The organism is Methylobacterium sp. AMS5 (assembly GCF_001542815.1).
Taxonomy (GTDB): domain Bacteria; phylum Pseudomonadota; class Alphaproteobacteria; order Rhizobiales; family Beijerinckiaceae; genus Methylobacterium.
The window spans coordinates 4,628,836-4,646,767 of record NZ_CP006992.1 but is presented as its reverse complement, the minus strand read 5'-3'; the positions used below and the strand labels follow the sequence as shown (position 1 = coordinate 4,646,767).

At 70.8% G+C, this 17,932-nt stretch carries 21 protein-coding genes; 7 read left to right on the top strand and 14 right to left on the bottom strand.

What is annotated here, in order from left to right; all coding sequences use genetic code 11:
* Positions 1-28 precede the first annotated feature (28 nt).
* Together Y590_RS20865 and Y590_RS20860 are read right to left on the bottom strand one after the other, a co-directional pair.
* A complete protein-coding gene (locus tag Y590_RS20865; protein WP_201026752.1) occupies positions 29-1,312 on the bottom strand; it encodes a class I SAM-dependent RNA methyltransferase in 1,284 nt (427 codons plus the stop codon).
* Between the two features lie 4 nt (positions 1,313-1,316).
* Entirely contained in the window at positions 1,317-2,063 is a 747-nt protein-coding gene (locus tag Y590_RS20860; protein ID WP_060771528.1) for a TlyA family RNA methyltransferase, read from the bottom strand.
* 359 nt (positions 2,064-2,422) lie between these two features.
* Between Y590_RS20860 and Y590_RS20855 the strand changes: the two genes are divergently transcribed.
* Complete coding sequence (locus tag Y590_RS20855) at positions 2,423-3,028, top strand: superoxide dismutase family protein (RefSeq protein WP_060771527.1); 606 nt, start codon at positions 2,423-2,425, stop codon at positions 3,026-3,028.
* A gap of 51 nt (positions 3,029-3,079) precedes the next feature.
* Here Y590_RS20855 and dxs read toward each other — a convergent pair whose 3' ends face one another.
* From dxs to ygfZ, 6 genes are all read right to left on the bottom strand, one after another.
* On the bottom strand, positions 3,080-5,056 hold the full coding sequence (gene dxs, locus Y590_RS20850) for a 1-deoxy-D-xylulose-5-phosphate synthase (protein WP_060771526.1): 1,977 nt from the start codon (positions 5,054-5,056) through the stop codon (positions 3,080-3,082).
* Positions 5,057-5,145: 89 nt separating this feature from the next.
* On the bottom strand, positions 5,146-5,412 hold the full coding sequence (locus Y590_RS20845; protein ID WP_060771525.1) for an exodeoxyribonuclease VII small subunit: 267 nt from the start codon (positions 5,410-5,412) through the stop codon (positions 5,146-5,148).
* A 94-nt stretch (positions 5,413-5,506) separates the two neighbouring features.
* Complete coding sequence (locus Y590_RS20840; RefSeq protein ID WP_060771524.1) at positions 5,507-6,019, bottom strand: tyrosine phosphatase family protein; 513 nt, start codon at positions 6,017-6,019, stop codon at positions 5,507-5,509.
* Between the two features lie 118 nt (positions 6,020-6,137).
* Positions 6,138-6,764: an HD domain-containing protein gene (locus tag Y590_RS20835; RefSeq protein WP_060771523.1), complete on the bottom strand. Its 627-nt coding sequence runs from the start codon at positions 6,762-6,764 to the stop codon at positions 6,138-6,140.
* Positions 6,761-7,390, bottom strand: coding sequence for a DNA-3-methyladenine glycosylase I (locus Y590_RS20830; RefSeq protein ID WP_060771522.1), 630 nt, complete (start codon positions 7,388-7,390; stop codon positions 6,761-6,763). The genes Y590_RS20835 and Y590_RS20830 overlap by 4 nt, the downstream gene beginning before the upstream one ends.
* Positions 7,387-8,241: a CAF17-like 4Fe-4S cluster assembly/insertion protein YgfZ gene (gene ygfZ, locus Y590_RS20825; RefSeq protein WP_060771521.1), complete on the bottom strand. Its 855-nt coding sequence runs from the start codon at positions 8,239-8,241 to the stop codon at positions 7,387-7,389. The genes Y590_RS20830 and ygfZ overlap by 4 nt, the downstream gene beginning before the upstream one ends.
* Before the next feature lie 103 nt (positions 8,242-8,344).
* Between ygfZ and Y590_RS20820 the strand changes: the two genes are divergently transcribed.
* The gene (locus Y590_RS20820; RefSeq protein WP_060771520.1) at positions 8,345-9,682 is read left to right on the top strand and encodes a dihydroorotase; all 1,338 of its coding nucleotides are present in this window, start codon (positions 8,345-8,347) and stop codon (positions 9,680-9,682) included.
* Between the two features lie 147 nt (positions 9,683-9,829).
* Complete coding sequence (locus Y590_RS27440) at positions 9,830-10,384, top strand: hypothetical protein (protein ID WP_286161791.1); 555 nt, start codon at positions 9,830-9,832, stop codon at positions 10,382-10,384.
* Here the strand turns inward: Y590_RS27440 and Y590_RS20810 are convergent.
* From Y590_RS20810 to Y590_RS20790, 5 genes are all read right to left on the bottom strand, one after another.
* Positions 10,321-10,575 carry a hypothetical protein gene (locus Y590_RS20810; RefSeq protein ID WP_003604705.1) on the bottom strand — a complete coding sequence of 85 codons (255 nt, stop codon included), beginning with the start codon at positions 10,573-10,575 and terminating at the stop codon, positions 10,321-10,323. The two genes, Y590_RS27440 and Y590_RS20810, sit on opposite strands and share 64 nt — an antisense overlap.
* A gap of 339 nt (positions 10,576-10,914) precedes the next feature.
* On the bottom strand, positions 10,915-11,370 hold the full coding sequence (locus tag Y590_RS20805) for a TIGR02301 family protein (RefSeq protein ID WP_060771518.1): 456 nt from the start codon (positions 11,368-11,370) through the stop codon (positions 10,915-10,917).
* Entirely contained in the window at positions 11,367-11,876 is a 510-nt protein-coding gene (locus Y590_RS20800) for an NUDIX hydrolase (protein ID WP_060771517.1), read from the bottom strand. The genes Y590_RS20805 and Y590_RS20800 overlap by 4 nt, the downstream gene beginning before the upstream one ends.
* Positions 11,873-13,018, bottom strand: a complete 1,146-nt coding sequence (locus Y590_RS20795) for a hypothetical protein (RefSeq protein ID WP_060771516.1) — start codon at positions 13,016-13,018, stop codon at positions 11,873-11,875. Before Y590_RS20795 ends, Y590_RS20800 begins: the two co-directional genes overlap by 4 nt.
* Complete coding sequence (locus tag Y590_RS20790) at positions 13,011-13,733, bottom strand: SDR family NAD(P)-dependent oxidoreductase (protein WP_060772393.1); 723 nt, start codon at positions 13,731-13,733, stop codon at positions 13,011-13,013. Before Y590_RS20790 ends, Y590_RS20795 begins: the two co-directional genes overlap by 8 nt.
* Before the next feature lie 319 nt (positions 13,734-14,052).
* On the opposite strand from Y590_RS20790, the gene Y590_RS20785 reads away from it, so the two are divergent.
* The gene (locus Y590_RS20785; protein WP_060771515.1) at positions 14,053-14,436 is read left to right on the top strand and encodes a response regulator; all 384 of its coding nucleotides are present in this window, start codon (positions 14,053-14,055) and stop codon (positions 14,434-14,436) included.
* A 24-nt stretch (positions 14,437-14,460) separates the two neighbouring features.
* Here the strand turns inward: Y590_RS20785 and pdxH are convergent, their stop codons facing one another.
* On the bottom strand, positions 14,461-15,105 hold the full coding sequence (gene pdxH, locus Y590_RS20780) for a pyridoxamine 5'-phosphate oxidase (protein ID WP_060771514.1): 645 nt from the start codon (positions 15,103-15,105) through the stop codon (positions 14,461-14,463).
* Positions 15,106-15,193: 88 nt separating this feature from the next.
* On the opposite strand from pdxH, the gene Y590_RS20775 reads away from it, so the two are divergent.
* The 3 genes from Y590_RS20775 to fabI all read left to right on the top strand — a co-directional run bounded on the left by Y590_RS20775 (position 15,194) and on the right by fabI (position 17,896).
* The gene (locus Y590_RS20775; RefSeq protein ID WP_060771513.1) at positions 15,194-15,736 is read left to right on the top strand and encodes an RT0821/Lpp0805 family surface protein; all 543 of its coding nucleotides are present in this window, start codon (positions 15,194-15,196) and stop codon (positions 15,734-15,736) included.
* Between the two features lie 151 nt (positions 15,737-15,887).
* Positions 15,888-16,823, top strand: a complete 936-nt coding sequence (locus Y590_RS20770; protein WP_060772392.1) for a DnaJ C-terminal domain-containing protein — start codon at positions 15,888-15,890, stop codon at positions 16,821-16,823.
* A gap of 245 nt (positions 16,824-17,068) precedes the next feature.
* A complete protein-coding gene (fabI, locus tag Y590_RS20765) occupies positions 17,069-17,896 on the top strand; it encodes an enoyl-ACP reductase FabI (RefSeq protein ID WP_003605474.1) in 828 nt (275 codons plus the stop codon).
* Positions 17,897-17,932 lie beyond the last annotated feature (36 nt).

Here is a 17,932-nt window from a genome sequence, read left to right as displayed (position 1 = left end):
CAGCGCCCCGATCTCCCTCCCCTCGGTTTCAGCGCGGGCGACGCAGCGTTCGGCCGGTGCCCTTCGCCTGCTTGCGGAACACGCCGACCAGCTCGACATGGGCCGACCATGCGAACTGATCGACCGGCGTGACCCGCTCCAGCCGGTAGCCGCCCGCGATCAGGGTCGCGGCGTCGCGGGCGAAGGTGCCGGGATCGCAGGCGACGCCGACGACGAGGGGCACCTTCGATTCCGCGATCCGGCGCACCTGCGCCTCGGCCCCGGCGCGGGGCGGGTCGAACACCACCGCATCGAGCGCGTCGAGTTCCGGCCCGAGCAGCGGGCGGCGGAACAGGTCACGCGCCTCCGCCGTGATCCGGGCGTAACCGGCTCCGGCCCGGTAGGCGCGGGTCAGCGCGGTGATCGCCGCGGCCTCGCCGTCGGCGGCATGGACCTCGCGGGCCCCCGCAGCGAGCGTCAGGGCGAAGGGACCGCTGCCGCAGAACAGGTCGCCGACGCGCCGCACCTTGGCCTTGCCCTCGTCCATGGCCTCCAGCACCAGGGCGGTCAGGGTCGCCTCGCCGGCCTGCGTCGCCTGAAGGAAGCTGCCGGGGGGGGGCACGCGCCGGGCCGGCCCCTCGCCGACGGCGGGCGGGCGGCGCTCGACCACCACGTCGCCGTGGATCGACAGCCGGGCGAGGTCGAGTTCGCCGGCGAGCCGTGTGAGAACGCCGCGGACGCCCTCGCTCACCTGCCCGTGGCCGCGGATGTCCATGTCGAGGCCGGTCGCGGTGGCGGTGGCGGCGATGTCGAGCGGCTTGCGGCCGTGCCCGAGCGGGGCGGCGAGCGCCTCGGCGACAGCCGGCGCCCGGTGCAGGCTAGGCACGGTGATCGGGCAATGGTCGATCGGCACCAGCGCATGGCTGCGCGCGGCCATCAGCCCGGCCCGCGCCCGGCCCTCGATCTCGCGCACATGCAGGGTGATCCGCCGCCGGCCCTCTCCCTGCGCGTCGAGGAGTGGCATCAGCGTAGTCTCGATGCGCGCCTGTCCCAGCGCCCCGGCGACGATGCCGCGCTTCCACTCCGCGTAAGGGGTGGGGGCGAGGTGCTGCACGGCGCAGCCGCCGCAGGCCGAGAAATACGGGCAGAACGGCGCGATCCGCTCCGGCGACGCCTCCTCCACGGCGATCAGCGTGCCGATGCGGTCACCGCGCTGCACCCGCACGCGCTCGCCGGGCAGGGCGCCGGGCACCGCCAGACCGCCCTCCGTGAGGCCGTCGCCGCGGGCGCCGAGCCGGGCGATGGTCAAAGTCTCTTCGATTACGTCGGACATGGGATCAATCATGAGAGGAACGCCTCGCGGCGACCAGGAACTCGCGGTTGCCGTCGCCACCCTCGATGGGGGAGGGGATCGGCCCCGACACGGTGAATCCGAGGCCGACGAGCACGGCGCGCACGCCCTCGCAGACCTCGGCATGAATCTCGGCATCGCGCACGATGCCGCCGCGCCCGACCCGCTCGCGCCCGGCCTCGAATTGCGGCTTGATCAGCGCGGCGATGGCGGCCTTGTTGGTAAGCTGCGCCGCCACAGCCGGCAGAACGAGGCGCAGGCCGATGAAGCTCACATCGATGGTGGCAAGCTGCGGCGCGGGCTGAAGCGCACCCGGAGAGAGGGCGCGGATATCGGTGCCCTCCAGGCTGGTCACCCGTGGGTCGGCGCGCAGGGCGGCGTCGAGCTGGTCGCGGCCGACATCGACCGCGTGGATATGCGCGGCGCCGCGCCGCAACAGCACGTCGGTGAAGCCGCCGGTCGAGGCGCCGACATCGAGGCAAGGCAGGCCCGTGGGGTCGAGGCCGAAGGCATCGAGCGCCGCGGCGAGCTTGAGGCCGCCGCGGGAGACGTAAGGATGGGGGGCCGAGGCCTCGATCCGGGCGCTGGCCTCGACCAGATCCGAGGGGCGCGTGACGAGGCGGCCGTCGGCGCTGACGAGGCCGGCCTCGATCGCCGCCCGCGCCTGTGCCCGGCTGCGGAAATGTCCGCGCTCGACCAGGAACCGGTCGGCCCGGAGCCGCTCGCCCGTCATCGGTCTCCCTTCCGAAAATCGCTCCGCCGTGCCCGGGATCCTCGTTCCGAATAGCCGATCCTGGGGGAGAATCTCGAATTTTGATGGTGCATCGTACTTTTCCAAAAGCCGGTGGCCGCCTTTCGGGACGATGCTCACGTGATCGAGACGGGTCGGCCCGTCCCCTGTCGGAACGCGCCGCTTCGCGTTACCTACAGCATCGCCTGAGACGGTGCGTGCCGGCTCGCCCGAAAAGGGCGATGCGAAATCCGCTTTTGCCGGGTAGCCCGGATTGCGCAGCGCCTCAAGCGGTGGCGGAATGCCGGGCGGAACCGCCGGGCTGCAGCAACGGAGTGAGTCAGTTCATGAGAGGTGCCATCATGCGAGGGGCCACGACGCCTGCCATCCGCCGTATACCGGTCGCCCTCCCTTTTGCCGCGGCCCTGCTCGCCGGCCTTGCCGGGTCCGCCTTCGCGCAGGATGCCAAGGAGGCTCCGAAGGAGCCGGCCCCCGCCAAGACGGAGAGTGCCGGCGCGCCGCAGACCTACGAGAGCGCGATCACCAACGGCAAGGGTGACAGCATCGGCAAGATCATGATCCGCGACGGGGCGAATTCCCTCGTCATGCGGCTGTCGATCCAGCCGGGCGGCCTGCCTCCGGGCTGGCACGGCATCCATTTCCACGCCGTCGGCGACTGCTCGGACACGGAGAAGTTCGAGAAGTCGAAGGCCCACGTGAACCACGACCAGAGCAAGCACGGCCTGCTCAACCCGGACGGCCCGGACGAGGGCGACCTTCCCAACGTCTACGCCAACGCCGACGGCTCGGTGAACGCGGAAGTGTCGAGCGAGACCCCGCTGACCGGCGAGGGCGGCCTGCGCGACGGCGACGGCTCGGCGCTGATCATCCATGCCAACGAGGACGACCACACGAGCCAGCCCATCGGCGGCGCGGGTGCGCGCATCGGCTGCGCGGTCATCAAGTAACGCGCCCCGCTGTGCCCTCCCCCCTCTGCGGGGGGAGGGTGTTGTCGGAGGTTACCGCTTCAGGCTCACCACGCTGCCTTCGCGCTGCGCCGCCTTCTCCGGCAGGGCGGCGCGGACGGCCTTGAGGATGCCGTCGGCATCGAGCCCGGCCTCGGCGTACATCTTCTCCGGCTTGTCGTGGTCCTGGTAGCTGTCCGGCAGCGTCAGCGTGCGGACCCGGACCCGGCCCGTGTCGAGCACGCCGCGCTCGGCCAAGAGGTGCAGCACCATCGCGCCGAAGCCGCCGACCGAGCCCTCCTCCACCGTCACCAGAACCTCGTGGCTCATCGCCAGATCGACGATCAGCTCGGCGTCCAACGGCTTGGCAAAGCGCGCATCCGCGACCGTGGCCACGACACCCTCCGCCTCCAGCGCATCGGCCGCCTTCAGCGCCTCCGACAACCGCGTGCCGAGCGAGAGAAGCGCCACCCGCGCCCCTTCCGGACGCCGCACCACGCGGCCGCGGCCGATCGCCAGCGGTTCGCCCTTCTCCGGCAGCTCGAGGCCGACCCCCTCGCCGCGCGGGTAGCGCAGCGCGATCGGACCCGAATCGTGCGCGTGGGCGGTGGCCACCATGTGCACCAGTTCCGCCTCGTCGGCCGCCGCCATCACCGTCATGTTCGGCAGGCAGCAGAGATAGGCCAGATCGAACGCGCCCGCATGCGTGGCGCCGTCCGCGCCCACCAGTCCCGCCCGGTCGAGGCAGAACCGCACCGGTAGGTTCTGCAGCGCGACATCGTGCACGACCTGATCGTAGGCTCGCTGCAGGAAGGTCGAGTAGATCGCCACGAACGGCTTGTAGCCCTCGGTGGCGAGGCCGCCGGCAAAGGTCACCGCGTGCTGCTCGGCGATGCCGACGTCGAAGGTCTTGTCGGGATGCGCCTTGCCGAACAGGTCGATCCCGGTGCCGCCGGGCATCGCCGCGGTGATCGCCACCACCTTCGGATCGGCGTCGGCCGCCTTGATCAGGCTCTCGCCGAACACGCGGGTATAGGCCGGGGCGTTCGCCTTGGCCTTGGCCTGGACGCCGGAGACCACGTCGAACTTGACCACGCCGTGATAGCGGTCGGCGGAGGCCTCAGCCGGCGCGTAGCCCTTGCCCTTCTGCGTGACGACGTGGAGCAGGATCGGGCCCTGATCCGAATCGCGCACGTTCTTCAGAACGGGGAGCAGGTGATCGAGGTTGTGCCCGTCGACCGGGCCGACATAGTGGAAGCCCATCTCCTCGAACATCGTGCCGCCGCCGACGATCAGCGAGCGGGCATACTCTTCCGCCGCCGCCGCGCGCTGGTAGAGCGCCTTCGGCAGCAGCTTGCCGAGCTGCTTGGCGGTCTCGCGGAGCGACCGGTAGGTGCCGCCCGAGGCGAGCCGCGCGAGGTAGGCCGACATCGCGCCGACGGGGGGCGCGATCGACATGTCGTTGTCGTTGAGGATGACGATCAGGCGCGAGTGCAGCGCGCCGGCATTGTTCATCGCCTCGTAGGCCATGCCCGCCGACATCGAGCCGTCGCCGATCACCGCGATCATGTTGCGGCGCTTCGGTGCCGGGCCGCCCCTGGCCTTGGCGTCCGCCTCCTCGAGGTCGCGCGCCACGGCCATGCCGAGCGCGGCGGAGATCGAGGTGGAGGAGTGGGCCGCGCCGAAGGGGTCGTACTCGCTCTCCGAGCGCTTGGTGAAGCCCGACAGCCCCCCGCCCTGGCGCAGGGTGCGGATGCGGTCGCGCCGGCCCGTCAGGATCTTGTGCGGGTAGCACTGGTGGCCGACGTCCCAGACGATGCGGTCGTCGGGGGTGTCGAAGACGTGGTGGAGCGCCACCGTCAGTTCGACCACGCCCAGGCCCGAGCCGAGATGGCCGCCGGTGATCGACACCGCGTCGATCATCTCGGCCCGCACGGCGTCGGCCACCCGCCGCAGCTCGCTCTCCGGCAGAAGCCGGAGACGATCCGGCGTCTCAAGACCCTCAAGGATCGTCGTGTCCGCTAGTGCCACCGGACCAGCCTCATGCCCGAAGTAAGGAACGGCGCGCAAACCTTTGCGCGCGATGAGTTTTGTCGTGATTGATACAGCACCGGCGCCACCTACTCGACGTCGAGCGGCGCGGTGCCGGCGGCCCGGCCGTCCGGTCCGATGGCGATCTTCTGGATGCGGGCCTCGGCCCGCTTCAGCAGGGTCTCGCAGTGACGCTTGAGCGCCTCGCCGCGCTCGTAGATCGCCACCGATTCGTCGAGGGGCACGTCGCCGCGCTCCAGCCGGCGCACGATCTCCTCGAGCTGCTCCAGCGCCCGCTCGAACGGCAGATCGCCCGGCGCCGCCGCGGCAGATGCGTCGGGTGTAAGATCGTTCATCCCGGATTCCCTTTGGGGCGGGTTATGACGGGCGACGTGCGGTCGCACAAGCCCGGGTCGATTGCGTGCGACCGATCTCCGCCCGGCGCGCCCGTCACGCCAAGGTGAGATGGAACGGCGTGCCCTCGAAGGCCTCGGCGCCGCGCCCTATTCCAGCGACGGCGGCGCTCATCCGCCCCTCGCGTCCGAGCAGGCGGTCGGCGATCGCGACGAACAGGCGATTCGGCGTGGCGCTCGGCGCGATCCGCCGCACGTCTTGCGCGAGTTCCGCCTCGTCCCAATCCGGTCGCAGGGCGCAGGCCGCGGCAAAGGCCGCCGCGGTGGAGCGGCTGATCCCGGCGTAACAATGGATCACCATCGGCTTTTCGCGCGGCCAGGCGGCCACGAAGTCGAGGACGGCGCGCACATGCGCCTCGCCCGGCGGCAGGTGCCCCTCCATCGGCGCGACGATGTCGCTGAAGCCGACGCGCAGATGGTGCTCGGCACGGATCGCGGCCGGGCGCTCCACCGCACTGCCGAGCGTGGCCAGCGTGACGAGATGGCTCGCGCCGGAGGCCGCGACGGTTTCCGGCAGGCGCGAAAGAGAGCAGACGTGGATGACGGGCATTCTCTTCTAGAGCCGTATCCGACCTGATTGCATCAGGTCGGCGTCTCTATCCTCTTGTTTTGACGCGCATCCTTTTTCCGAAAGCCGGCAACCACCTTTCGGGACGATGCTATAGGTCTCACGCTCCGCGCTGAAGCGCGGCGAAGCGGGCGAGATAGCACGCCTCCGCCTCTGCCGTCGGCCATCCGGCGACCAGCCGCTCGATTTCGGCGTCGATGGGCTCGGGCAGAACCGGCGGGCGCCCGAAGATCCCGTCGGCCTCCGCGTTCGAAAAACCGGCGAGCCGGGTGGCCTCGATCGCCGCGGCGATGCGGTCGGCCCGCTTGACGAGACGGGCGAGCGCCGGGGAGGGCGCGGCGAGCCCGAAGCGCTGGCGGATCGCCGCGAGCAGGCGCCGCTCGACGCTGCGATAGGCGTCGCCGATGGCGTTCTTGAGCGGCGAGATGATGTCGCCGATGACGTATTCCGGCGCGTCGTGGAGCAGCAATTCGAGCCGCTCCGGGGCGCCGATCCGCGGATCGAGGGCGCCGCCGATCGCCTCCACCAGCAACGAGTGCTGCGCCACGGAGAAGACGTGCGGGCCCGCCGTCTGCCCGTTCCAGCGGGCGACGCGGGCCAGCCCGTGGGCGATGTCGGTGATCTCGACATCCAGCGGCGAGGGGTCGAGCAGGTCGAGCCGCCGGCCCGACAGCATCCGCTGCCACGCCCGCGCCGGCTTTTTGGACGGGCTCACGGCCGCGCTCACGGGCGGCGGCCCTCGCCGAGGGCGGCGCAGGGCGCGTGACGGTGACAGCCGGTGAGATGGTCGTTGACCATGCCGACCGCCTGCATGAAGGCGTGGACGATGGTGGGGCCGCAGAAGGTGAAGCCCTTCGCTTTCAGGGCCTTGCCCATCTTTCTTGACACATCGGTTTCGGTGGCGATCGCGGCGCGGGTAGCCGCGTTGGTCTGGATCGGCCGGCCGTCGCAAAAGTCCCAGAGGAAGGGCGAGAAGCCCGGCCCCGCCTCCTCGATGGCGAGCCACGCCCGCGCGCCGCTGATCGCGCCGCGGATCTTGGCGCGGTTGCGGATGATGCCGGTGTCACCCATCAGCCGCTCGACATCGTCGTCCGTGAAGCGGGCGACCCGCTCCGGCTCGAAGCCCTCGAAGGCCCGGCGGAAGCCGTCGCGGCGGCGCAGGATGGTGATCCACGACAGGCCCGCCTGGAACCCGTCCAGGATCAGCTTTTCGTAGAGCGCGCGGGAATCGGTTTCCGGCACGCCCCACTCGGTGTCGTGATAGGCGACGTAAAGCGGATCGGTCCCCGGCCACCAGCAGCGCGGACAGCCGTCGGGATGGGAGGTGATCAGCCCGCTGGAATCCGCGCTCATCCGGCCACGGCCGTGTCGGTGGGGAAGGCGAAGCCGGCGAAATCGGGCTTGGCCACGGCCGCGATCGTGCCGCCCGCCCGCACCGGCTCACCGATGGCGAGCGCGTCGCCGAGGCGGTCGAGGCGGATCGTGGCGAGCCCCCGGTCACCGGCCGCGCTGCCGGTGACGCCGAGGCTGCGCGCGCCTGCAATCACCTCCGTGCCGGGCTCCGGTGCCGGGCCGTCGCGGTAGACGATGGGCAGGATGCGGGTGCGGGCGGTGCCACGGTGCTGCATCCGCGAGACCACCTCCTGCCCGACATAGCAGCCCTTCTTGAAGTCCACGCCGCCGAGCTGGTCCATCAGCGCCTCGTGCGGGAAGGCATCGCTGAAGGCGAAGTCGCGCCCGCCTTCCGGCACGCCGAGGCCGATGCGGTGGGCATGGTAATCCGCCTCCGTTGCATCCGCCGAGAAGGCGCCCTCGGCGAAATACAGCCGCTCGCCGAGCGCGGGCAGGCGCCCGTCGCGCACCCGCGCCATCTCGGCCGCGGTCTCGGCCCCATCCCAGGCGGCGGCCACGCCGAGCGTCGGGTCGGCGGCCACGCTCACCTTGGCGCGCAGGCGGTAGAGCCCCAGCCGCTTGACGAGGTCGGCCACGCGCTCGGCCGCGGTATCGAGGCGAAAGCCATCCCCGGTGCGGGACACCAGAAAATCGAACTGGATCTTGCCCTGGGGCGTCAGCAGCGCGCCGAGCCGCGCCTCGCCCTCCGGCAGCGTCTCGACGTTGCAGGTGAGGATGCCTTGCAGGAAGGGGAGCGCGTCCGGACCCGAGACGGCAACGACGGCGCGGTCCGGCAGCAGGGCGATCGGCATGGCATCTCCTCGGATCAGGACGGCGGCGTTGCACGCGTGGGACGCCTGACATAAGCCGCCGCTATCCTCGTCTCAATCGCAACGAACGAACCGGGAGAGTCCGATGGAAGCGCCTTTCGACCTCGTCCTGTCCGGCGGCACGCTGGTGAACCACGATGGCGAGCATCGTGCCGATCTCGGCATCCGCGGCGGACGGGTGGCGGCCATCGGCGACCTTTCGGGCGCGGCGGCGCAGGAGCGGCGCGATTGCCGCGGCCTGCACCTCCTGCCCGGCGTGATCGACAGCCAGGTGCATTTCCGCGAGCCCGGTCTCGACCACAAGGAAGACCTGGAAACGGGCTCGCGCGCGGCGGTGATGGGCGGCGTCACGGCGGTGTTCGAGATGCCCAACACCAACCCGCAGACCACGAGCGCCGCAGCGCTCGCCGACAAGGTGACCCGCGCCCACCACCGGATGCATTGCGACTTCGCCTTCTGGGTCGGCGGCACCCACGAGAATGCAGGCGAGGTCGCCGCGTTGGAGCGGCTGCCGGGTGCGGCGGGAATCAAGGTGTTCATCGGCTCCTCCACCGGCTCGCTGCTGGTCGAGGACGATGCCGGCGTGCGCGAGATCCTGAAGCGGATCCGCCGCCGCGCCGCCTTCCACTCGGAAGACGAGCCGATGCTGCGCGAGCGCAAGGGCCTTCGCGTGCCGGGCGATGCCGCCTCGCACCCGGTCTGGCGCTCGCCGGAGGTGGCGGTGAAGGCCACGCAGCGGCTGATCGCGCTCGCGCGGGAGACCGGGGCCCGCATCCACATCCTGCACATCTCGACCGCGGACGAGATGCCGATTCTGGCCGAGGCGAAGGATGTCGCGAGCGTCGAGGTGACGCCGCACCACCTGACGCTCGACGGAACGGAAGCCTATGCCCGGCTCGGGACGCTGGTGCAGATGAACCCGCCGGTGCGCGACGCCGGGCACCGCGACGGGATCTGGCGCGGGCTGTCCCAGGGCGTGGTCGACGTCCTCGGCTCCGACCACGCGCCGCACACGCTGGAGGAGAAAGCCAAGCCCTATCCGGACTCGCCCTCCGGCATGACCGGCGTGCAGACGCTGGTGCCGATCATGCTCGACCACGTGAATGCCGGCCGGCTCTCCCTCGCCCGGCTCGTGGATCTGACCAGCGCCGGCCCGAAGCGCCTGTTCGGCATCGCCCGCAAGGGGCGGCTCGCCGTGGGCTACGATGCCGACGTGACCGTGGTGGACCTCAAGCGCCGCGAGACGATCCGCAACGCGTGGATCGCCTCGAAATGCGGCTGGACGCCCTATGATGGGCTCACCGTCACGGGCTGGCCGGTGGGCACGGTGGTGCGGGGCACGCCGGTGATGTGGCAGGGCGAGTTGGCCAACCCCGCGCGGGGCGAGGCGGTGGTGTTCGAGGAAGCGCTGCCGACGGGGTAGCGCCGCGCCGCGAGATCCATCGGGCGGATGGCTTTTCGCGGCCCTCGCGCTCTTGGGCCTTCACCACGGACGGTTGCCCCGCCCCCCCGCGCAGACGGCAAGAAACTCGCCACGATCGTCGCCGTCGTCTCGATGCCCGACAGAAACGTGAAGATCGCAGCCCTGGAGTTCAAATTCTCCGGCTGGAACTGGTCCAAGGACCAAGAGGTCAAGGCCACGCTCCGGACGGGAGACTTCCACGTGTATTCAGATCTGAACTGGATCGTCCTCGATCCCAGATCCCTCCTGCTCCGATCCAACGATCCGGAGGATATCCTGAAGCTCGTCAAAACGACGTCGAAACTCTGCGTCGAGAGAGACGGCGAGGCCCCCGTGACGTTCGACATCATCGCGCCGGGCAAGGCTCTGGAGGCTCTCAAGCCCTGCCGGGATCAAGTGAAGTTGGCGACAAAAAACGTCGCGAAGGCCGGTTTCAGGCCGTCGGGACGCGACAGATCAGAGGGGGTTGCCGGTAGGAGGCCCGCCTCGTCGTCACCGCGAGGCGAAGCCGAAGCGATCCGTAGGGACTGGCCTTCAGACGGCACCGCCCCCGTTGCGGTTCAAGGAAGCCGGCTCACGCCTCCGCCCCCGTCCGCCGATCAGTGCTGCAGCGTCGTGGTGAACCCGCCGCCGCGGATCCGCTCCGGCAGAGTCTCGGCATAGCGGGCCGTCGCATCCTCGCCATAGGTGGCGACCAGTTCCTGGAACGCCGCGAACAGGGCCGCCTGGGCCATGCAGTCGCCGTCGATCCCGTCGAGGCAGCCCTCCGCGAAAGCTTCCGTCACGAGGCCGAGCGCGAGGCGCTTGCTCTCCGCGTCGGCATCGAAGGTTGCGGTGTCGGCATCGTGGATCATGGCGGGCGGCTTCGTTTCTCGGCCGGAACAGTGCCGGCAAGACATCGTCACGATACGGCAGCCTTCACGGGCCGGGAAGCAGGGAATTGCGAAGAGGTTAACGCGGAGGCGCAATTGCGAAGGAATTTCGCAAGGCCTCCGGAGTGTGGCGCAGCCGCCACAAACGCGATCGCACGGCCGAATCCGGAGCGGATTCTGATGCAACGGAAATCGGCCCGGCAGAAGAATGCCTGTCAAAACAGGGATCTAGAGCATCGCCCCGAAAAGCGGCTAGCGGCTTTCGGTCGATTGACGAGGCTCCGGAGACGCCGACCCGATGCGATCGAGCCGGATACGATCTTAACCGCCGAACCGCCCGGCGATGGCGTGCGAAAGCCGCTCACCCTCGGCGACGAAACGGCGGGCGGCCTCATTCGCGGCGGGGGTGCAGACCCGATAGGTCAGGCTGTAGCCGCGGAAACCGCGATTATAGGCGCCGGCGAGACGGTCGCGGCGGCTCTGCGTGATCCCCTCGCTGTCGAGGATCGCCTTCATCCGCGCCGGCCATTCGGCGGCGTCCGGCGCAGCGCACAGCGTGCGCAGGAAGGCGAGCGCCCCGACGATCTCGGAGAGCCGCATCAGGTCGCGGTCATAGGGCGCGGGCGGCGGCTCCGCCGGGGGAGGCGGCTCCTTCTCCTTCTCCGGCGGTTTCGGCGCGGATCGGGCCGTGCCGGAGCGCTGCTGCGCGAACGCCTCCGCCGCCGGTGTCAGTGCGAGCAGGCTGGCCAGGATCAGGCGGGCAAGTCCCGTTCTCATGCCGAACCTTTTGCCGAACCTTTTCCCAAGCCGTCCGCCGAACCGTCTGCCGCCGCCCGGATGCGGGAGAACGCCTCGCGCAGGGTCTCGATCAGCCCCGGCGTGGTGGTCAGGCCCGCGACCTCGTCGAGGCTGGCCCAGCGCACGGCGAGCGCTTCCGGCCCCGGTGCCGGCTCGACGGCGCGCCACAAGGCGGCGTGGGGATGGATCACGTAATGGTGGCGGATGCGGTCGGTCTCGTCGCGCAGGATGATCTCGGTCGGCGTCAGGCTCGGGCCGACCACTTCGGCGAGCGACCCGACCTCCTCCTGCAATTCGCGCAACGCCCCCGCGGCGAGGGATTCGCCCGCTTCCACGAGGCCGCCGGGCAGGGTCCAGACGCCGCGCATCGGCTCGTTGGCCCGGGCGGCGAGCAGAACGAGGCCGTCCCGGATCACCGCGACCGAAACGCCGATCAGCGGGCGTGCCGGAAACAGCCGCCCGTCCTCCTGTCCCGGGTCGCTCACGGCGCGGAGACCGCGACGAGGCGCCCGTCGGCGAGGCCGACGAGGATCGTTTTGGCGGTTCCGCCCGCGTCGAGCACGGCGACGCCGTGGGCGGCCGGAGCGGGCAGGGGCAGACGCGCCCGCTCGACGGGGCTGCCGCCCTTCAGCGACACCACCGCGACGGCGCCGCGGCCCGCCACCGGCAGGGCGAGATCGGGTGGGGCACCACCGCCTCGGGCAACGGGGGCGGCGAGATCCGCCGCTTCGCCCGCCACCGGGCCGGCAAAGCCCGGCGCTTCGCCCGCGAGGCTCAAGGTCCCGTCGGCGATGCGCCAGAGCTGGAGCACGCCCTCGCCGTCGGGCGCGCGGATCGCAGCGATCTGCGGCTGGCCGGTCCCGGTGAAGTCGGCGATGGCAGCAAGCGCCAGCGGCGCGCCCTCCGGTCCCTTGCCGGCCTGCGGCGGCGTCTGCGCCCGGAGCGTCCAGACGCCGTCCGCTCCCTTCGCCGCGACGGCAAGGCCGGAGATGGCCGGACCCTGCGCGGTCACGGCGGCCACGGCCGGGCGGCCGTCGAGACGGGTGATCTGGGGCGTGCGGCCGGCAAAGACCCGGCCGTCCCCCGGGGCCAGGGTCTGGGTCGTCACCGGCACGGCCTTGGGCTCGGCGGTGACGCCGAGCGGCTGGCGCTCGCGCACGGTCAGCACGGTCCCCTGGCCCGGCGCGCCACCGAGCGCACGGGTCGGCCCGGTGAGATAGGCGCTGAGCGGCCCCTCAAGGGCACGGTGCGAGCCCGGCACGGCCCCGCGCGGTGTCTCGGCCGCGGCAAACCCTTCGATCGCCTCGGCGCCGATCAGCGTGGTGCGCAACCGGTCGCCGTCGAGGCTGAGAACGGCGCCGCCGCCCTCGCCCCAGACCACGACGACGGATGGCGGAGCGGTGTTGCCCGTGGCCTTCGGGTCGGCGCTGGCGCCTGCGGGGACGCGGGCGACCGGCAGCAATCCGGAGGTCGCCACGGAGAGGGCCACGTCGCTGCCGGGGCCGCGCATCGCCTTGACGGCAAATGGCAGCGCGACCGGTTCGACCCGGCTCCCATCCTCCACCGCGAGGGCGGGGAGGGCGGTCAGCGACAGCAGGGCGGCGAGAACCGCCCGGCGGTCAGACATGCTGGCCGCCGTTGATGTGGAGTTCGGCGCCGTTCACGTAGGACGACGCCTCGATGCAGAGGAAGTAGATCGCCTTGGCGACCTCGTCCGGGGTGCCGAGCCGGCGCTGCGGGATCTGCTCCACCAGCTTGTCGGTGCCGGGCGAGAGGATCGAGGTGTCGATCTCGCCCGGCGAGATCGCGTTGACGCGCACGCCGAGCGGCCCGAAATCCGCAGCCATCTCGCGGGTGAGGCCGGCGAGCGCCGCCTTCGAGGTGCCGTAGGCGGCGCCCGCGAAGGGGTGGACCCGCGAGCCGGCGATCGAAGTGACGTTGACGATCGAGCCGCGCGCGCGGGTCAACTCGTCGCACAGGCCCCGCGCCAGCAGGATCGGTGCGAAGAAGTTGACCTGGAAGACGCGGGCCCAGTCCTCGTATTCCGTGGTGAGCGCGCCGAGCCGCTCGCCCTCCGGGCCCTTCGGCGAGATGCCGGCATTGTTGACGAGCGCGTGCAGCAGGCCGCCCTCGGCGGCGAGCCGCTCGGCGACCTCGCGCACCCCGCGCACCGTGTCCGCCGCGTTGGCGAGATCGACCTGAAGGTGATCCTCCGGACCCATCTCCCAGGGGCAGTTCTCGGGGAAGGGGTGGCGCGAACAGGTGATGACCCGCCAGCCCGCGGCGGAGAAGCGTTTGACGGTGGCGTGCCCGATGCCCCGGCTGGCGCCGGTGAGCAGCAGCACCCGTCGACGATCGTTGGATGAGGCCAAAGCCGGTTCCTCGCTGCCCGCCCCGCGCACCGCGGGTGAGCGGGCCAAGCTGGGTCTTCGCCAAGGGATAAGCCGCGCCCCGCCGGAAATCCAGGGCCGCGCTGCATTGCGAAAGGTGCCGGAGACGCGGCGGCCCCGCGCCTGCGGAAGCGGGGCCGGTGCCACACGGCCCGGCTCGTCTTCCGCGCTTGTTCTGCGCCGGCCTTCATGCAACCCCGGAGCGGTGTCGCGGATTCGAGGGATCGTGCCGGAGGATCAGACGCATGATCGGACGAGGGATGCGACAGGCGTGAGCGAGACGGACGCGAGGCTGACCGTCCTTGTCGTGGAAGACGATGCCGTGATCCGATGCGCCGCGGTCGAGATGATCGTGGAAGCCGGTTTCGCCGTGCGCGAGGCCACCAACGGCAACGAGGCGATCCGCATGCTCGACCAGGAGCAGGAGGCGGGCGGGGCGGTGTGCGTCGTCGTGACCGACATCGACATGCCGCTGGGCATCGACGGCATCAAGCTCGCCGCCTGCATCGACCGGCGCTGGCCGCACATCGGCATCGTCATCACCTCCGGCAAGGTGCGGCCCTCGCCCGGCGACGTACCGACCGACGGCCTGTTCATCCGCAAGCCCTACACGGACGAGAGCCTGCTCGCGGCGATCCGCTCGGTGATGCCCTGATCGTCCGCGATCAGGGCGTCAAAATCAGGGATAGAGCCGCGCGCGGGTCCAGCCGTCTCCGTCGCGCGTGAAGCGCACCCGGTCGTGCAGGCGGTAGGCACCGTTCTGCCAGAACTCCAACTGCACCGGGGCGATGCGGAAGCCGAGCCAGTGCTCGGGGCGCGGCACCGGGCCGTTCTCGTATTTCTCCGACAGGGCGGCGACCTCGGCCATCAGGGTCGGGCGGTCGGTGAGCGGGCGCGATTGCTGGCTGGCGATGGCGCCGATGCGGCTGTCGCGGTGCCGGCTCGCGAAATAGGCGTCGGCTTCCTCGCGCGTCACGGGAGAGACGGGGCCGCGGCTGCGGATCTGCCGGCCGAGAGACTTCCAGTACAGCACCGTCGCCGCCTGCGGGTTGGCGAGAAGTTGCCCGCCCTTGGCCGACTCGGCGTTGGTGTAGAAGACGAGCCCGCGCGGATCGAACCCCTTCAACAGCACCACCCGAACGTCGGGCAGGCCGTCCGGATCGGCGGTGGCGAGCGCCATCGCGTTGGCATCCACGGGCTCGGAGGCCTCCGCCTCCGCCATCCACGCCGCGAACAGCGCCCAGGGGTCGCACGACAAGGTGAAGTCGTCCGGATGGACCGAAGGCGCGTCCGCAACACCCTCTCTTAACCGATCGATGGCCATTTTCTTCCCTGTGGCAGCCGGGTCGGGGGGGCACCGACGTTGGGCAGCAACGCCGTCGGCCCCCCCGTCTGTCTCGAGTTCAGGTGTAATGCGTCTGCGTCCGTGTAAAGGCCTTGCCAGCGCGCTCTCCGCCGAAGGGAGAGCCGGTTCGACGCGTGGGCACGCGCCGCGACGCGGCCTCGCGGCTCGGATCGCGGGTCTGCTGACCCTCGGCCTCGCCGCCCTCTCCTGCGGCGGGTGCAGCGGGCCGATCCTGTCCTTCAAGGCGGAGGAGGCGCCGGCCGCGCCCGAGCCGCTCGTCACCGGCAGCATCCCGAAGCGGCCCGCGAGCTTCGGGCGCGACCTCGACGGCGAGGATTGGCGCCGCGCCCATGCCGCGCTCTCCGTCGCCCTCGATCCGCAGGGCAACGGGCGCCCGGTGAAGTGGGACAACCCGGAGACCGCGATGCGCGGCACCATCAACCCGACCGGCCTTCCCTATGTCGCCGGCGACGAGATCTGCCGCGACTTCCTCGCGACGGTGGTGGGCGGCGCCAACAACCGCTTCGTGCGCGGCACCGGTTGCAAGCCGTCCGGCGGCGAGTGGGAGCTGAAGCGGCTGCGCGCCTCCAACCCCCAGGCCCGCTCCTGAGGCTTTCGCGGACGGCCAGACAAGAAAGTGATCGCGGATCGGTGAACGTGGCCTCGGGGGCTGTTGCAGAGCCGCAACGCCCTTCCCACGTTGAAGCCGTGCGGCAGAGGCCGTATCCCTATTCGGTTGCGACCCCCTCAAAAGAATGCCGATGCGAAACCCCTACGACGTTCTGGGTGTCCCCAAGGGCGCGAGTGAGGCCGAAATCAAGAAGGCCTTCCGCAAGCTCGCCAAGGCATACCACCCCGACAGCAACAAAGACCCGAAGGCCGCCGAGCGCTTCTCGGAGGCGAACACCGCCTACGAAATCCTCGGCGACAAGGAGAAGCGCGCGCAGTTCGACCGCGGCGAAATCGACGCCGAGGGTAAGCCGCGCGCGACCGGCTTCGAGGGCTTTTCCGGGTTCGGCGGCGGACGCGGCGGCAGTGGCGGCGGCTTCGACTTCGAAGGCTTCACGCAGCGACGCGGCGGGGCCGGGCCGGGCGGCGTCGGAGAGGACTTCATCAGCCACATCTTCGGTGAGGCGTTCCGCGCGGGCGGCGCCGGGCCGAGCGGGCGCGGGGGGCCGATCCGCGGCGACGATGTCGCGGCCGAACTCAGCGTGACGCTCGAACAGGTCGCGAGCGAGGACAAGATGCGCATCGGCCTGCCCGGCGGGCGCGATGTCGACGTGATGATCCCCAAGGGCGTCGTCGATGGCCAGACCATCCGCCTGCGGGGCCTCGGCGGCGCGGGCGGTCCCCGCGGCGAGCCCGGCGACGTGCTGCTGACCATCCGCATCCAGCCCCACCCGGTGTTCAAGGTGGACGGCGCGGACCTGCGCGCCACCGTCGATCTTCCACTGGAGGACGCGGTGCTCGGTGGCGCCTTGCGCGTGCCGACCCTGACCGGCGCGGTCGAGATGAAGGTGCCGGCGATGACGAGTTCCGGCCGCACTTTCCGCCTGCGCGGGAAGGGCTTGCCGAAGAAGGATGGCAGCCGCGGCGACCTGTTCGCGACCACTGCCATCGTCTTGCCGGCCAGCGACGACCCGGCGCTGACCGAGTATGCCCGCCGCCGCCGCGAGGCGAAGGCCGGGACGGCGTAGAGGACGCCGTGCCGCGGGGCAGGCCTCGGCGTCTGCCGAGGCGGCGAGCGGAGCGTGCCGTGAGGATTCACGCACTCCGCGGCTGGGCAGATGGTCCCCGAGGCCCAAACGAGGACACCGGGATCGCCCCCGAGGCGATCCCGCGCGCCTTGAGGCTTCCCCCTCCGGCAACCCTCGGCTAAGGAAGCCCCCGGCGCAGGGCCGTCCCTCGAGAGGCGCCCGCGCGGCCGAAGCGAAGGTGACGCATGTCGGAACAGAAGCCGGGCGGGCTGCTCGCGGGCAAGCGCGGGCTGGTGTTGGGAGTGGCCAACAACCGCTCGATCGCCTGGGGTATCGCCCGCAGCGCCGCCGCACACGGAGCGGAATTGGCCTTCACCTACCAGGGCGAGGCGCTGAAGAAGCGCGTCGAGCCGCTGGCGCGCGAGTTGAACGCGCATGTGGTCGGCCATTGCGACGTCACCGATCCGGCCTCGATCGATTCCGCCTTCGCTGCGACCGCCGAGGTGTTCCCGGACGGCATCGATTTCGTCGTCCACTGCATCGCCTTCTCCGACAAGGACGAGCTGACGGGGCGCTATCTCGAAACCTCGGAGGCGAACTTCACCAAGTCGCTGCTGATCTCGTGCTACTCGTTCACGGCGGTGGCGCAGCGCGCGGAAAAGATCATGCGCAACGGCGGGTCGATGCTGACCCTGACCTATTACGGCGCCGAGAAGTGGATGCCCCACTACAACGTGATGGGTGTCGCCAAGGCCGCGCTGGAAGCCTCCGTGCGCTACCTCGCCGCCGATCTCGGGCCGAAGCAGATCCGCGTCAACGCGATCTCGGCCGGGCCGATCAAGACGCTGGCGGCCTCGGGGATCGGTGACTTCCGCTACATCCTCAAATGGAACGAGTACAACGCGCCGATGCGCCGGACCGTGACCATCGAGGAGGTCGGCGAGACGGCGGCCTACCTGTTCTCCGACATGTCCCGCGGCATGACCGGCGAGATCCTTCACGTCGATGCCGGCTACCACGTCGTCGGCATGAAGAACCCCGACGCGCCGGACATCACCCGCGAGCGGGAATAGGGTTTAGACTCTTGTTTTCGCATCGTCTTTTTCCGA

Excerpts from the sequence above, each read along its gene's own strand:
- Y590_RS20865 (WP_201026752.1), bottom strand. The coding sequence starts at position 1,312 with ATGTCCGACGTAATCGAAGAGACTTTGACCATCGCCCGGCTCGGCGCC.
- Y590_RS20860 (WP_060771528.1), bottom strand. The coding sequence starts at position 2,063 with ATGACGGGCGAGCGGCTCCGGGCCGACCGGTTCCTGGTCGAGCGCGGA.
- Y590_RS20855 (WP_060771527.1), top strand. The coding sequence starts at position 2,423 with ATGCGAGGGGCCACGACGCCTGCCATCCGCCGTATACCGGTCGCCCTC.
- Y590_RS20845 (WP_060771525.1), bottom strand. The coding sequence starts at position 5,412 with ATGAACGATCTTACACCCGACGCATCTGCCGCGGCGGCGCCGGGCGAT.
- Y590_RS20840 (WP_060771524.1), bottom strand. The coding sequence starts at position 6,019 with ATGCCCGTCATCCACGTCTGCTCTCTTTCGCGCCTGCCGGAAACCGTC.
- Y590_RS20830 (WP_060771522.1), bottom strand. The coding sequence starts at position 7,390 with ATGAGCGCGGATTCCAGCGGGCTGATCACCTCCCATCCCGACGGCTGT.
- ygfZ (WP_060771521.1), bottom strand. The coding sequence starts at position 8,241 with ATGCCGATCGCCCTGCTGCCGGACCGCGCCGTCGTTGCCGTCTCGGGT.
- Y590_RS20820 (WP_060771520.1), top strand. The coding sequence starts at position 8,345 with ATGGAAGCGCCTTTCGACCTCGTCCTGTCCGGCGGCACGCTGGTGAAC.
- Y590_RS20810 (WP_003604705.1), bottom strand. The coding sequence starts at position 10,575 with ATGATCCACGATGCCGACACCGCAACCTTCGATGCCGACGCGGAGAGC.
- Y590_RS20805 (WP_060771518.1), bottom strand. The coding sequence starts at position 11,370 with ATGAGAACGGGACTTGCCCGCCTGATCCTGGCCAGCCTGCTCGCACTG.
- Y590_RS20795 (WP_060771516.1), bottom strand. The coding sequence starts at position 13,018 with ATGTCTGACCGCCGGGCGGTTCTCGCCGCCCTGCTGTCGCTGACCGCC.
- pdxH (WP_060771514.1), bottom strand. The coding sequence starts at position 15,105 with ATGGCCATCGATCGGTTAAGAGAGGGTGTTGCGGACGCGCCTTCGGTC.
- Y590_RS20775 (WP_060771513.1), top strand. The coding sequence starts at position 15,194 with ATGCGTCTGCGTCCGTGTAAAGGCCTTGCCAGCGCGCTCTCCGCCGAA.
- Y590_RS20770 (WP_060772392.1), top strand. The coding sequence starts at position 15,888 with ATGCGAAACCCCTACGACGTTCTGGGTGTCCCCAAGGGCGCGAGTGAG.
- fabI (WP_003605474.1), top strand. The coding sequence starts at position 17,069 with ATGTCGGAACAGAAGCCGGGCGGGCTGCTCGCGGGCAAGCGCGGGCTG.